Origin of the sequence: Bartonella sp. CR84HXZ (assembly GCF_042194535.1) — a bacterium.
Lineage (GTDB): Bacteria > Pseudomonadota > Alphaproteobacteria > Rhizobiales > Rhizobiaceae > Bartonella > Bartonella grahamii.
Genome location: NZ_JBHIMY010000001.1, coordinates 254,263 through 269,175, shown reverse-complemented (window position 1 = coordinate 269,175; position 14,913 = coordinate 254,263). Strand labels below are relative to the sequence as shown.

14 protein-coding genes are annotated in these 14,913 nt (G+C 37.0%); 8 read left to right on the top strand and 6 right to left on the bottom strand.

Annotated elements, in window-relative coordinates:
* Window positions 1-176: 176 nt before the first annotated feature.
* The gene (acnA, locus tag ACFIKD_RS01055) at window positions 177-2,864 is read right to left on the bottom strand and encodes an aconitate hydratase AcnA (protein WP_375646981.1); all 2,688 of its coding nucleotides are present in this window, start codon (window positions 2,862-2,864) and stop codon (window positions 177-179) included.
* Window positions 2,865-3,161: 297 nt separating this feature from the next.
* On the opposite strand from acnA, the gene ccmA reads away from it, so the two are divergent.
* Genes ccmA through ACFIKD_RS01030 form a run of 5 tightly spaced genes read left to right on the top strand, consistent with a single transcriptional unit; the run spans window position 3,162 to window position 6,083 of the window.
* The gene (gene ccmA, locus ACFIKD_RS01050) at window positions 3,162-3,773 is read left to right on the top strand and encodes a heme ABC exporter ATP-binding protein CcmA (protein WP_375635432.1); all 612 of its coding nucleotides are present in this window, start codon (window positions 3,162-3,164) and stop codon (window positions 3,771-3,773) included.
* Window positions 3,774-3,784: 11 nt separating this feature from the next.
* Complete coding sequence (gene ccmB / locus ACFIKD_RS01045; RefSeq protein WP_375646979.1) at window positions 3,785-4,450, top strand: heme exporter protein CcmB; 666 nt, start codon at window positions 3,785-3,787, stop codon at window positions 4,448-4,450.
* 46 nt (window positions 4,451-4,496) lie between these two features.
* Window positions 4,497-5,276 (top strand): heme ABC transporter permease, encoded by a 780-nt coding sequence (locus ACFIKD_RS01040; RefSeq protein ID WP_375646978.1) that lies wholly within the window; start codon window positions 4,497-4,499, stop codon window positions 5,274-5,276.
* Window positions 5,264-5,515 (top strand): hypothetical protein, encoded by a 252-nt coding sequence (locus ACFIKD_RS01035; RefSeq protein ID WP_375644390.1) that lies wholly within the window; start codon window positions 5,264-5,266, stop codon window positions 5,513-5,515. Before ACFIKD_RS01040 ends, ACFIKD_RS01035 begins: the two co-directional genes overlap by 13 nt.
* A complete protein-coding gene (locus ACFIKD_RS01030; protein WP_375644389.1) occupies window positions 5,490-6,083 on the top strand; it encodes a DsbE family thiol:disulfide interchange protein in 594 nt (197 codons plus the stop codon). The genes ACFIKD_RS01035 and ACFIKD_RS01030 overlap by 26 nt, the downstream gene beginning before the upstream one ends.
* A 1,089-nt stretch (window positions 6,084-7,172) precedes the next feature.
* Here the strand turns inward: ACFIKD_RS01030 and ACFIKD_RS01025 are convergent.
* The 3 genes from ACFIKD_RS01025 to ACFIKD_RS01015 are packed head-to-tail and all read right to left on the bottom strand — an operon-like array spanning window position 7,173 to window position 10,342.
* Entirely contained in the window at window positions 7,173-8,159 is a 987-nt protein-coding gene (locus ACFIKD_RS01025) for an Hsp33 family molecular chaperone (protein ID WP_375646977.1), read from the bottom strand.
* A 36-nt stretch (window positions 8,160-8,195) separates the two neighbouring features.
* A complete protein-coding gene (gene argF, locus ACFIKD_RS01020; RefSeq protein ID WP_375635426.1) occupies window positions 8,196-9,131 on the bottom strand; it encodes an ornithine carbamoyltransferase in 936 nt (311 codons plus the stop codon).
* A complete protein-coding gene (locus ACFIKD_RS01015) occupies window positions 9,128-10,342 on the bottom strand; it encodes an aspartate aminotransferase family protein (protein ID WP_012754528.1) in 1,215 nt (404 codons plus the stop codon). Before ACFIKD_RS01015 ends, argF begins: the two co-directional genes overlap by 4 nt.
* 485 nt (window positions 10,343-10,827) lie before the next feature.
* On the opposite strand from ACFIKD_RS01015, the gene ACFIKD_RS01010 reads away from it, so the two are divergent.
* Window positions 10,828-11,361, top strand: a complete 534-nt coding sequence (locus tag ACFIKD_RS01010; protein WP_375646976.1) for a GcrA family cell cycle regulator — start codon at window positions 10,828-10,830, stop codon at window positions 11,359-11,361.
* 901 nt (window positions 11,362-12,262) lie between these two features.
* On the opposite strand, the gene ACFIKD_RS01005 is transcribed toward ACFIKD_RS01010, so the two are convergent.
* Window positions 12,263-12,853 carry a Smr/MutS family protein gene (locus ACFIKD_RS01005; protein WP_012754526.1) on the bottom strand — a complete coding sequence of 197 codons (591 nt, stop codon included), beginning with the start codon at window positions 12,851-12,853 and terminating at the stop codon, window positions 12,263-12,265.
* Window positions 12,854-12,905: 52 nt separating this feature from the next.
* Window positions 12,906-13,598, bottom strand: coding sequence for a Tim44/TimA family putative adaptor protein (locus ACFIKD_RS01000; protein ID WP_012754525.1), 693 nt, complete (start codon window positions 13,596-13,598; stop codon window positions 12,906-12,908).
* Between the two features lie 172 nt (window positions 13,599-13,770).
* On the opposite strand from ACFIKD_RS01000, the gene ACFIKD_RS00995 reads away from it, so the two are divergent.
* On the top strand, window positions 13,771-14,265 hold the full coding sequence (locus ACFIKD_RS00995) for an FxsA family protein (RefSeq protein WP_375646974.1): 495 nt from the start codon (window positions 13,771-13,773) through the stop codon (window positions 14,263-14,265).
* A gap of 142 nt (window positions 14,266-14,407) precedes the next feature.
* A complete protein-coding gene (gene secB, locus ACFIKD_RS00990) occupies window positions 14,408-14,884 on the top strand; it encodes a protein-export chaperone SecB (RefSeq protein ID WP_012754523.1) in 477 nt (158 codons plus the stop codon).
* Window positions 14,885-14,913: the final 29 nt, after the last annotated feature.

Here is a 14,913-nt window from a genome sequence, read left to right as displayed (position 1 = left end):
AAATAAATTCAACCCAAGCAAAACTATAAAGCTGCCTATAACTGTGTGGCTTATAGCGCAATCCCAAAGCTAACGTCAATTAGATTTTCAAAGATAGTCATAAAAAAACGAAGCCAAACTCTTTGATCCGCAACTTTATAGCTTAATAATAGATATTCCTTAACAAACAAAAGAATTTAAACAGCTAACTTACGCAAGACATATTGCAAAATTCCCCCATGATGCAAATAATCTAGCTCATCTTCAGTATCGATACGGCATAATAACGGAGCGGTTTTTATCGTACCATCAGAAAAAGTAATTTTCGCTACTGTCTTTTGACGAGGTTTCAAGTTATGAATTCCTTCAATTGTCACCTTTTCATCTCCCTTTAAGCCTAAAGATTTCCAACTTACACCCTCCTCAAAGACAAAGGGAACAATGCCCATACCAACAAGATTAGAGCGATGAATCCTTTCAAAAGACTGTACAATCACTGCTTTTATACCAAGAAGATTGGTACCTTTGGCTGCCCAATCGCGCGATGATCCATTGCCATATTCAATACCAGCAAAAACAACAAGTGGAGTACCTTCTTGTTTATACGCCATTGCTGCATCGTAAATGGCCTGTTCTACCGCTGACGGATAATGAACCGTATAACCTCCTTCCCGACCATTTTCCCCCAACATGAAATTACGAATGCGAATATTGGCAAAGGTCCCACGCACCATAACTTCATGATTCCCACGACGCGTTCCATACTGATTAAAATCAGCCACTTTAACACCATGATCCATTAAATATTTTCCGGCAGGAGAAGCTGCTTTAATAGAACCAGCAGGAGAAATATGATCCGTCGTGATTTTATCACCAAATAAACCCAAAATCCGTGCATCTTTAATATCTGGTAAGATATCAGGTGTTTTCTGCATATCATCGAAATAAGGTGGATTGCGTACATAAGTGGATTGCTCATCCCAAGAATAGGTAGAACCCGTAGGAATCTGAACTTTTTGCCAATTTTCATCTCCCTTAAAAACATCTGCATACTTTTCAGCAAAAACCTTACGCGTGACATTTTTTTCGATGAATTCCTGTATTTCTTGAGAGGTTGGCCAAATATCTCTCAAATAAATGGGTTGGCCATTTGAATCTTCACCAAGAGGTTCCTTGGTTAAATCTTTACACACCGTCCCGATGAGCGCATGTGCAACAACTAACGGTGGTGAAGCTAAATAATTCGCTTGCACATCAGGGGAAACACGCCCTTCAAAATTACGATTTCCCGAAAGAACTGCAGATGCAATTATACCATTGTCATTAATCGTTTTGGAAATAGCTGGATGCAAAGGACCAGAATTCCCAATACATGTTGTGCACCCAAATCCTACTAAGTTAAATCCTAATGCATCTAAATCTTTTTGCAGACCCGAATTTTGAAGGTAAGCTTCAACGACTTGTGAACCTGGTGCAAGAGAAGTTTTTACCCATGGTTTGCTCTTGAGACCTTTTGCCACTGCATTTCTTGCCAAAAGACCCGCTGCAATAAGAACACTTGGATTCGATGTATTCGTACACGACGTAATCGCAGCGATCACCACATCACCGTGACCAAGCGTATATTCTTCACCCTCGACCCGATAACGCTTATTTTGTTCAGAAGTCTTCTTATAGTCTTCGACCAATGCCTTCTCAAAACCCTGCCCAACGTTTTCCAATGCAATACGTCCTTCAGGACGTTTAGGACCAGCCATAGAAGGAACAACAGTTCCCATATCCAATTCAATTGTATCACTAAAAATGGGATGAGCCACCATTTCGTCATGCCACATCCCTTGTGCTTTGGTGTAAGCTTCTACTAAGGCAATCCGATTTTCATCACGCCCTGTCATATTGAGATAACGCACTGTCTCCTTATCAATTGGGAAAAAACCACACGTTGCTCCATATTCAGGTGCCATATTTCCAATCGTTGCCCGATCAGCAAGCGTCATCTGCTCCAAACCAGGACCAAAAAACTCAACAAATTTACCGACAACACCCTTCCGGCGTAGCATTTGAGTCACCGTCAATACGAGATCGGTGGCTGTTACACCTTCTTTAAGTTTACCTGTTAGACGAAAACCAATCACTTCAGGTAACAACATAGAAACAGGTTGGCCTAACATTGCTGCTTCTGCTTCAATACCACCAACACCCCAACCTAAAACCCCTAAACCATTAACCATAGTTGTATGCGAATCAGTTCCCACACAGGTGTCAGGATAAATCGTCTCACACCCCTCTTCATTCTTCATCCATACACATTGTGCTAAATATTCTAGGTTAACCTGATGACAAATCCCTGTTCCTGGAGGAACAACGCGAAAATTTTGAAAGGCTTGCTGCCCCCATTTAAGGAAACGATAGCGTTCACCATTGCGTTCATATTCATGCTCAACGTTTTCCTTAAAAGCCATGGAATTGCCAAAAGCATCAACAATAACTGAGTGATCAATGATGAGATCAACGGGAATGAGAGGATTGATTTTTTCAGCGTTACCGCCAAGTTTAACCATAGCATCACGCATTGCAGAAAGATCAACAACTGCTGGAACACCTGTAAAATCCTGCATAAGAACACGTGCAGGACGGTAAGCAATTTCTGCCCCAGCGCTCCCTTTGTCGTTTAACCACTTAGCAACATTGAGGATATCCTCTTTTTTAACTGTGCGACCATCTTCAAATCGCAATAAATTTTCGAGAATAACTTTCATCGAAAACGGTAAACGAGAAACACCTTCAAGACCATTCTTCTCCGCTTCGATCAAGCTATAATAAGTATATTCTTTGCCACCAACATTTAATACTTTGCGACAATTAAAGCTATCAATTTGAGTCATGACTGTCCACCCTCATACTATAACCACCCAATTTCCAGGAATGAACAACACAAACTACGAGTCAAGGTCGCAGCTTGAGCGCAGACGCAATCACCTCCGCCATCCATTTCCCCCTCCACCCTCTCGTAGGCAAATGCGGAAATCAGCGCCAGAAACCATTTTACACCAGATATTGATGTAAGGTATCTCTTATAGAACTATTTCTAGAACTATTCTAGGTACAATTGCACAAAAAATGTGTTTTTTATTCTATAATGCAATAAAGAATATGAAAATAAAAACAAAATAGGCAATCACATGGTGTTATCAGGCAAAGATTTAGCCGCTTACAGAAACGAGGAAATTCTGTTTAAAGGTCTTTCTTTTTGTTTATTTTCACAGCAACTGATGACAATCACCGGTCCTAATGGTATCGGAAAATCTACATTACTCCGAATCATTGTCGGTCTTCTTGAAGCTGCTGAAGGTCATATAATACTTAAAGACCATAATCAAATATACCCTGTTGCAACTGCGTGTCATTATCTTGGTCCTCAAAATGCTATGAAACCTCTCTTATCTGTCATTGACAATTTGCAATTTTGGGCAGATTTTTACGGTCAACATTTACGCTTTGTGCATGAGGTTCTTGCCGATATTGGTCTTTCTAACCTTGAACATTTACCCTTTAAAGCTCTGTCAACTGGACAACAAAGGCGCGTAGCTATTGCTCGCCTTTTGCTCTCCTATCGTCCTCTTTGGATTTTAGATGAACCAATATCTGGACTTGATAACCATGCTCAAAAACTCCTTGCTCGTATTTTCCAGCGTCATCTCAATCAAGGTGGTATGATTATCGCTGCAACTCATAATTCCCTAGGTATTCCAGAAAACCATAAAATCGCTCTGGAAAAATTTTTACCTCTCTAGGAGAGAATAAAATGAAAGCACTGTTCTGGCGTGACCTTAAACTATTATTAGCGCCACAAGCCTCTTCACTAACAGGACTATTGTTTTTTATCGCTGTTGTTGTCATAACCCCCTTTGCCATTGGACCAAATCCCAAAATTCTTGCACAAATAGGGCCTGGTATATTGTGGTTTGGAGCCCTTCTTGCAGGACTCCTCAATCTGAACAAACTTTTCCAAATCGATCGCGATGATGGTAATCTCGACCAATTTATCCTTTCAGGAAAAAGACAAAGTTTTACACTAATTGTTTTTACCAAATGTCTTGCCCATTGGGTAGGAACAATGCTTCCTCTTATTTTTGCTACACCTATTTTAGCCCTCATGCTCCATTTAGATGCAAAAATAACTTTTACAACAATACTTACCCTTTTATGCGGAACACCAGCCATTATTTTTATTGGCGCCATAGGCGCTGCACTCGCAACCTCATTGTTGCACAGTACTCTGCTTATTTTTATCATTATCTTGCCGTGGATCATTCCAATTATGATTTTTGGTGTTTCGGCTGCTACAGCCCCAATAAATCCAAATATTTCTTTTCTCACGTCCTTAGCTCTTCTCAGCGCTTTTTCACTTATTTTGAGTCTCTTTGGCTCTTTTGTTGCTGCAATAACGCTTAAACTTTTATCAGAATAATAAAAGATGATTGCCGCATAGAAAAACTCTGCCTATTATGAATTTCATGAATGAACTATCTCGTCCATATAAAATCAGGTCACTCCCTGCAAGTTTCACCCTTTTCATGAAAATAAGCAGTATCGTCTTACCTTGGTTGGCCGGCATAACATTGTGTTTCCTTATTTTAGGACTTATTCTGGTGATGTATTCCCCTGATGACTATCAACAAGGCATTACTGTTAAGATTATGTACCTTCATGTACCCTTTGCGTGGTTGTCTACATTCTGTTATGTAACTATGAGTGCAGCAGCATTAGGAAATCTGATTTGGAAATATCATCTTGCTGATGTGGCACTTAAATGTGGAGCGCCTATTGGAGCGATTTTTACCGCATTGGCTCTCATGACAGGAGCACTTTGGGGGCGACCTACATGGGGAACATGGTGGGTCTGGGATGCACGGTTAACATCAGTTTTAATTCTGCTTTTTATCTATCTTTCCATTATCCTGCTTGGACGTGCTTTTGACAACCAAGTAAAAGCCGCTCGCGCTACTGCAATTCTTACACTTGTTGGATTTGTTAATATTCCTGTTATTAAATTTTCCGTTAATTGGTGGAATACATTGCATCAACCAGCATCATTGTTACGTGCTGGAGGATCAACAATCGACAATGCTATGTTATGGCCCCTTATAACAATGCTATTTTGTTTTATCTTTATGTTTATTGCACTCTATTTGATGGCTATGCGAAATGAAATCAATAGTTATTATATCCGAATACTTCAGATTAAAAAATCCCGTCGTGCACAACAACAGGACTCTTCATCATGCTCGACCTAAACGGCACCCAGGGCGGACTTTTAGGAAATCTATCTCAGAAAATTGATTTTTTCCTTAGCACCCTTAAACACGAGCAAATTGTTATTTTAAGCTATGTGCTTTCTGCAATATCCCTCTTATGTCTTATTGGATATATTCTTTGCAAAGCGCTATACCAAAAAAAAATTCTCCAACAGCTAAACAAAAAAGAGTTGTCACAAAAAGAAAAGTATAATGAAAAACATCCCTCCAAAACTTAGAAAAAATATATCTTTGCCTGTTCTGCTTGTTTTTTTGGGACCATTTGTGCTTTTTCTTCTTCTCGTGGTGCTTTTTTTCAACTTTATGGATAAAAAAAACCTTCAAGATTCTTCTCTTCTCCCAAACGCATTAGCTGAAAAACCTGCTCCCAATATTCATCTTCCTCTTCTTGATAAAGAAAGTTATCTCAATTCAAAACAGTTTAAGGGACGTGTCACGTTGGTCAATTTTTGGGGCTCTTGGTGTTTGCCCTGTCGCGAAGAGCATCCTATTCTTATGAAAATTGCACAAGATAGACGTTTTGATCTGATTGGTATTAATTATAAAGATAACAAAACAAACGCCCTGCGCTTTTTAAACAGTTTTGGTAATCCTTTTAAATTTATTGGCTTTGATGTTTCAGGATATACAGCTATTGATTGGGGAATATATGGACCCCCAGAAACCTTTCTCTTGAATAAAGAGAGCATCATCATTGCCAAACATGTTGGTCCCTTAACATGGCAAATTTATCAAAAAAAAATTCTACCAAAAATTAAACAAGCGATCATGACAGAAGAAAAATAAAATATCAAAATATTGATTTATAAATAGTAATTTACCATTTCTATCTATTAACTGAAAATACCGTATACTATGAGTGTTTTTTAAAATTTCTATATGTTGAATCAAAAAAACATTTAAGATAAAGACTAAAAATACCCCTTATGAATTGTCTAAACGTGAAAATAATTGGCAATATTTTAAGTTGAAAAATACAATAATGCAGGTTTGTAAAAACATAACGTTTTATCATGCTATGTATGCTACTTTATTTATACGGATCCTCATTCTTCTTAGGAAAATTTGACAAGAGCATTACCATTGTTGATTCAAAAACATGTGCAAAGAAATATCTGTAGAGCAAACCTCCCAAATATAACAAAAATTTAAGTAGTTTTCATTTTTTTAGCGATTAACTATCTGTTTTGGAACTTTATTTTTGATTATTTGGACAAAACAATATTGCTATAGAAACATCGTTAGATTAGTGAAAGCAACCAACTATTATTTTCAAAATCATATAGTATTCTGTCTCCGCTTTTTTATCTGAAATGCACATTGTTATGAGGGGACTTCACCACTATTTTCATCTTTATAAAATAACAAATCCATTCCTTCGCAGCGTTATTGGTATATTTATTCCCATTACACTATCTGTTCGTAATAGACTCCATAAAGCCCATATTGAGTCTATACATTCTTATTCTTTCGATAATTTATCTTATGATTACAACTAATAAGCTTTTTTGACTTTTAATAAGATAAATTCGAGTAAGAAAATATGACTACAATCAAAAAATCTCATTTAACAGAGAAGATAAGTTATAAGTACATGATCAATCTATCAATGAATATTATAAAAGAATTCATTGTAAGAAATAAGCTTTTTCGAGAGGAGAAAATATATTTTACACAGAACTCTTTTTTAAGCACTCGGTGACGTGATTACTGATTTCAACAGAAAGATCACTCGTATACATTAAAAAACTCTAAGACAAGAAATATTCTAGAAGTTCATATGAGCTTATAGGTAAACTTTTATGACGCAAATAAAATAGGCTTTTGTTGCAATCATCATTTTTTTATGAAAAATATTTGATTATGTTTTTTCTTCTAAAATTCTTGTGGTGTAAAACAATACGTTTTTGAGCAAAATTCACATGTGACTGAAATATATTTATTTTTAACCATTTTATTGCGTTCATCAATCGAAAATCCTTCTAGGATTCCTTTAATTTTTTCGTGTGAACAAGAACATTGATCGACAAGAGAAAAAGGATTAAAAACTCTAACACCTTGTTCATGAAAAAGACGGAACAAGAGCTGTTTACTACCAACTTGGGGATCTGTTAATTCTGAACTTTCAATCGTTGCCATGAGTATTTTAGCTTCCTGCCATTGGTTATCCAATTGGCTATGGGTTTTCGTTTTTTCTCGCGTTTGATGAGGGGTATCTATTTTATGATGAGACAATTCTTGGGGTAAAAGTTGGATCAAAATACCTCCAGCTCGCCAGCTTTTCTGCGTTTTTCCTTGTTGGTCACGATTAATTAATATAGCAACAGCCAAACGGATATCGGTAGGAATTTGTTCTGATTGATCAAAATAAATACGAGAAGTTTCTTGTAAATTTGATCCATCTAATGCAACTATCCCTTGATAGGGCTGCATATGGGGACCTTGATCAATTGTGAAGGCTAAAGTGCCTTTCCCTAAAAGGGTTTCTGAAGAGATTTGATTATTGTCCATGGCTTGTTTAAGCTGTTCTTTATCAAAACGAGCATATCCACGTAAACTGGAAGGAGGCGAAAAATCGCATACCAACATATTAACCGGTCCATCTGAATGAGTTTGTAAAATAAATTTTCCCGTAAGCTTTAGAGAAGTTCCAAGCAAAACAGTTAAAAGTAAAGCTTCTGCTAGAAGATAGGAAACCGGTTCAGGGTATTGATGTCTGTTAAGAATAGAATTTAAAGTTTCTCCAAGTTGTACGGCACGTCCACGAATATCAAGTTCTTCGACTTGAAAGGGAATAACAGTATCATCTTCATGCAAGAAGTTGTTATTGAGAGAGGCTTCATCTTTAGCTTGTTTACTCATAGCTTTGCCTTTTTTATATAATTTGTTGTAGAGGAGCTATTGTGGAGAGAAAAACGCATCTTGTAAACACCAAGAAAGAATTGCCTTTTGAGCATGAAGACGATTTTCAGCCTCATCGAAAACAACGGAGTGCGGTCCATCAATAATAGAATCAACCACTTCTTCACCACGATGAGCAGGAAGACAATGCATAAAAAGAGCATCAGATTTTGCTAATTTCATGAGAGCTTCATTGACTTGATAAGGCTGAAAAATAGAATGACTGCGAGCACGAAATTCTTGTCCCATGGAGACCCATGTATCGGTCATAATACAATCAGCATCTTGAGCTGCTTTTTGGGGACTATGAGTTAGTGTAAGGTGCGCTCCTCGTTCACGTGCCCAATGTATAAATTTTTCTTGTGGTTCACTGCCCTTTGGAGTAGCAATACGCAAATGAAAATCAAAAAGAGCTGCGGCCTCAATTAAGGAATGGAGCACATTATTACCATCCCCCATCCACGCGAATATTTTGCCAGCAATTGGCCCCCGATGCTCTTCATAGGTTAATATATCTGCTAAAATTTGGCAAGGATGTGTATCATCTGTAAGGGCATTAATGACAGGAATTTGTGCATATTGTGCCAATTCGAGCATACGTTGATGTTTTGTTGTTCGTAATATCACGATATCCACAAAACGGGATAAAACACGAGCCGTGTCAGCTATAGTTTCACTATGACCAAGCTGCATCTCTGACCCCGTGAGCATGATTGTATCTCCCCCAAGCTGGCGCATACTGATATCGAATGAAATACGGGTTCGTGTGGATGGTTTTTCAAAAATCATCGCAAGTGTTTTACCTATAAAAGGTTTTGAACCTTTCCCTGCTTTAAAAGATGCTTTAAGGATTTTTGCATAATCGATCAGTGCGCGTGCTATTGCTGGCGTTAAAATGGATAAGTCCGTGAAATGACGAAGAGCATTTGTCATGTGTGTAATATTTGTCTTTCTTTGTTTACTTGCGAAAGATACGCTATTGCTTTTTCAATACGATGCAAACTTTCATCTATTTCTTCTTCCCTAATGATAAGAGGAGGCAATAAGCGCACAACATTGTTGTTGGCAGCAACACTTAAGAGATATTCATTTTCTAAAGCATTAACGACAAGATTAGAAGACACAACACACTGAATACCCACCATTAGGCCCATCCCCTGAACTGCGCAGATAATATCAGGATAGATATTGAGAATGTGCAAAAGTCCACTTCTTAGTTTATTTCCCATACGCTGAACATGGTTGAGAAAATTTGGCTCTAACAAAATATCAAGAACACTATTTCCTACAGCCATTCCAAGAAGATTTCCTCCAAAGGTTGAACCATGGGTCCCAAGTGTCATGCTTTTTGCAACTTTATCCGTTGCAAGGCAAGCACCTAATGGAAATCCTCCTCCTAATCCTTTTGCGAGGGTAAGAATATCAGGCGAGACATCACTCCATTCATAAGCAAAAAGCTTCCCTGTTCGTCCTATACCCGTTTGGACTTCATCCAAAATCAATAACAGACCATTATCATCGCATATTTTGCGCAAAAATCTTAAATATTCATGAGAAACCGTTCGTATTCCTCCTTCTCCTTGAATAGGTTCAATAAGAATAGCGGCGGTATTTTTATTAATAGCGTTACGCAAAGCGATTTCATCACAAAAAGGTACTTGAATAAATCCACCAGCTTTAGGTCCAAAGCCTTCAAGATATTTTTCATGCCCAGTCGCAGCAAGTGCTGCAAGTGTACGTCCATGAAATGCCCCTTCAAAAGTAATTATTTCAATGCGTTCTGAATGACCAGCAGCATAGTAATAATGACGTGCCGTTTTGAATGCGCACTCCAATGCTTCAGTGCCTGAATTGCAGAAAAAAACCTTATCCGCAAAACTATTTGCACAAAGCCGCGTGGCAAGAGCTGCTTGTTCAGGGGATTGAAAAATATTAGAAACATGCCAAAGTTTTTCAGCTTGCATTTTGAGCGTATCAACCAATTTTGGATGTGAATACCCTAATGCATTAACAGCAATGCCAGATGTGAAATCAAGATAATGTTCTCCCTTATCGGAAATAAGCCATACACCATGCCCCTGTTCAAAATGCAAATCTCGTCGTGCGAAGCATTCATAAAGTGGTTGTATAGAGACGGCATCCATCATAATTTCCTTTATATTTTAACCTTTTCAATATATATACAAAGCAACACTACAAATAAAACAACATGGTACATTTTGTTACGGTGCTTTCAACATTTCATTACGATTAATGATTACACCTATGGAATAGATCATTACACCAATTGAAAAAAAGTCAATGAAGGTTCTATAAATAAGCATTTTGGGAAAAAGCCTTAAACAAAAGTGAAAGTTTAACCTATGATTGATTTGCAAGTTGGGGAAAACATTCTAAATAAACTCTTCAAGAGGTAAAGACTCTTGTCATAGAGTGAGTGCATATTGTAATTTATAATATAATAAGCAAGATGATGTGTTTTAGTTTGTAAGTCCACAGGTTGGATGATTTTCTTATGCTCGCTTAGAGTGTAAAATTCTTTCATTCAGCGTAGTGAAAATATTATTAAAACATTTGAAGATGCAAAGGGGAGAGCATCTTAGTGACGTAATCGGAATGGAGTGCTGGTATGGGTTGGACATGTGAACGCGTTGAGCTTCTTAAAAAGCTTTGGAGTGAAGGGTTAAGTGCAAGTCAAATTGCTGCTCAATTAGGTGGGGTCAGCAGAAACGCAGTCATCGGCAAAGTACACCGATTAAAGTTACCAGGACGCGGTAAGACAGCACAAGGAAGCGCGCGTACGCAAAAACCCCCCGTGGGAAGCAGCCCATCATCTCCACGTGTGCGTCGCAACACATCCACGGTATCGCCAATGAACACATCATCTGTAAGTATTGAAGAAACAGCTTTAAAGACAGAATTTGTAGCGGAAGATATAAAAGAAGTTGATATATCCACAAAATCCAATGTAGTTGTGCCTATATCACGTCAACTTAATCTTTTACAATTGAGTGAAAATACATGTAGATGGCCGGTTGGCGATCCATTATCAGCAGATTTTCATTTTTGTGGTGCAGATTCTGATGAAAATAGCCCCTATTGTGCCTTTCATGCTAAGTTAGCATTTCAACCAATATCTGAAAGACGTCGGATAAGAGTGTAATATCCTCGATTGAATCTCATATTCTACACCTTCTGCGCTTCGTTATGAAATTTTAATTATCGAATTATTATGAGAAAGAAATTTAATAGAGCTTTTAATGAGTGAAAAAATTTCTTCATGAAACTATTCAACGAAATTGTATCTTTTGTGCTACTGCACAATTATGTGTTGTAAAGTTATATTCCTGTTTATTTCCAAGATCCTCTTTAATTTAGTTGTACTACTTTTAACACTATCCATAGCAATATCTTTTGAATAAGACAATTTCTCATGTTTTTATTCTTCGTGTATTTAATAGAGTAATGCTGTGGTTTATAAAAACAATTTATCGCGTTGCAACCTAAATGAGATCCATCAATATCTCTTTCATTTCAAGCCCTCTTATATTGAATCAATCAAAATCTTTCGTTTGGGCGTCACGAATGAGATGAGAACTGGGGAGAGTAAAAACACTTAAAGAAAAGCATGCCTTCTACAAATGCTTTCAAGTGCCAAGGGCTTCAAGAGTTGTTGCAACATTGGGAGCTAGCAAAGTGTGAGATGATGCCAGCTTGCTCTTTTATTAAGCATAAAGATAAGAGTCTTAATGGATTTATCGTTATACCCTTCACGGATGCCGTCGCAAAATAGGCTTGGATGCGTTGAGAAATGTTTCTTTAAAACAAGCCTGTGCATATATGCAATCCAATGTCATTCTGTTTTGCGTAAGGGATGTGCCCCATCAAAGAATGCGATAAATAAAAGCGTGAAGCAATACGTAGAATGTAAAATGATATATTTATAATTATTTATAAAAAATTATAAATAAGGGGATATTGTATTCAAGGCTCTTACGAAATATACGAAAACTATAAATTATTACGTATAAATAAATATTAAACCTAGAACGACCACAATAACATCACTTTCCTTTTCCCGACACGAAACGGCGCAACCAAACATAAAGTGCACCTTCTCCGCCATGCTGACGCGCTGCTTGCTCAAACGCATGGACATAATATCGAAAAGCTGGTGTTGATAACCAATACGGAACAAATCTATACAAAGCTCCATCGCTCCCAACAGATCGTCCTTTTCCTGTAATCACAAGGACATAACGCAATCCTCTCTGCTGAGAGGATTGTAGAAAATTTTTTAAGAAAAAATAAGCTTCTTCCTGCATATAACCGTGGAGATCAAGGCGCGCCTCAAGAGGATAACGACCTTGGGAAATTTTACGATGTGCAACATGATCAAAGAAATGAATCTTTTGTACTTGTGTAACTGCCCTCTTTTCTTTTTTAATAAATGTCGAGGATTGTTGATTTTCCTGAGACAATGAGGAGATTTGAGTTACAGGCTGTTTTTTATCATTAATATTTGCAATAGTTTCTGAAGCAGAAGAGAGCATCTTACCGTGAAGCGGTGTTATCGTACGACAAACCATCTCCCATAAAAGGCGATCCTGTGAAGCCAATAAATCTCTTTTTTGTCTCCATTTACTTGAGGACATTTTAATTTCTCATAAATCATTGAATACTTATGGAAGAAAAACAAAAAGTATTTTAATTTTCATTTTCTGTAGCAAAAAGCTTCCAGTTTGGATCTGACGATAAACTATTGCGAACGAAAGTCCAAATATCCCTGATTTCTACAATAGCATCAGGATCACCGTCTATACGCTCACCCTGTTCATTATAAGTAACAGAAATCATCTCACTGACAATACGTATCGTTAAAAGTTCATCCTTTTCTTGTATTGCCGCCGCAACAAATTCGATCTTATTAATTCCAACAAAAGTGAACTCTATTCTCTCTTTATTTTTTTCTCGTTGCTCAATAGCCGTACAAAAGCTCTCAAAAACATCCTGACAAAGCAAGCTTTTAAGTTGATTGCGATCACCTTTGGCAAAAGCTGTTACAATCATTTCATAAGCAATTTGTGCACCTTTTATAAAAAATTGAGGAGAAAATTGAGGATCAATTTTATGCAATTCCCGCAAATTTTTATTCAAAATACTCCCCTCCGGTGAAATTTTATCAATTTCACTAAAGTCGTCTTTTTGTGAATTTTTCTGATGAGGGAACGAAACAATATTATCAGCCGTTTCTGCTTCAACCTGTTTTTTAGAACGACGCGAATAAGGATCAAAGGGGGGCTTTTCAAACCCAATTCGTTTCCCTAATACATTACGGAGTTGCACAAAAATAACAACCATAACAACAAGAGCTATGACAAGTATAACGTCAAATTCCATGGGCGCTGTCAATCTCCAAAGCTTAAATCTCTAATAAACATTGCAGTCAATACCATTTATCAATAAATATGTAAAATAAGGAATCCTACCATTCAAATATTTTTATAGATTTTATATTAAATGGAGTGCTCTTAAGAATTTCTCCCCACCTCATCCAGAAGGAAATTTGCATGTGATAAAACTTTATTCTATAAGTCCTCGTTTTTTTGTTGTTATCTTTCTTTGCATTCTTTTAATCGAGATCGCTGGTTTTATCTTTGTTGGTCAAAAAATTGGTATTTTGGCAACTTTGAGTTTGGTTATTCTCACAACCATAGTTGGGGTTGTTTTATTGCGAGTTCAAGGGTTTAGCCTTTTAAGAAACATACAAACTGAACTTATCCAAGGACGCACATTAGAGAATAATATTATTAATGATGCTTTCATCATGTTTAGTGCAATTTTACTTATTCTTCCTGGCTTTGTAAGTGATCTCTTGGGAATATTACTTCTTATTAAACCAATTCGCTCTGTTGTTTGGCATTTCTTTACATCATTAAAAAACAAAATAAATCCCAATACTAAAAGAAAAAATGACTCTGAAAAAATAATTGATCTTAACGCAGAAGATTACACAATTCATGATACGACAGAATCTCCATGGCGCAAAAATGATGATAACCATTGAAATGCCTAAAAAATCTGTAACAAACTAAAAAAATATTCAAGATAAAGAGCGCATTTCTTGCAACCTTTTGCAAGGCGTGATAACCAATTTTGTCTTTAGATCTAAAATAAATATACATATTATAATGAGAGAGGTTCGTCGTATGGCCGAAGATGAAATGAATAACAGTGGTGGAGAGCCGGTTTTTGCTGTATTAACTCAGTATTTAAAAGATTTATCATTCGAAAACCCAGGTGCTCCTCGTTCATTGCGTACACGTGAAAAATCACCACAAATTGATATCAATATTAACGTCAATGCTAACCCAATTGGTGATGACAATTATGATGTCGTTTTGTCTCTCTCCGTCAAAGCCAATGATAATACTGAAATCTTATTTCATGTAGAACTGATTTACGGTGGTGTTTTCCACCTTGAAAACATTCCACAAGAACATGTTATGCCATTGGTCTTTATTGAATGTCCCCGTCTTTTATTTCCATTTGCTCGCCAAATTATATCTGATGCTACTCAAAATGGTGGTTTTCCACCTTTATGGATTGATCCTATTGATTTTGCAGCCCTCTTCCAAAAGCGTCTCGCCGAAGAACAAAAAGACAATCAAATACAGCCCTCTTAAAAAATTTATTCTTTTGCTATCATAAAGCC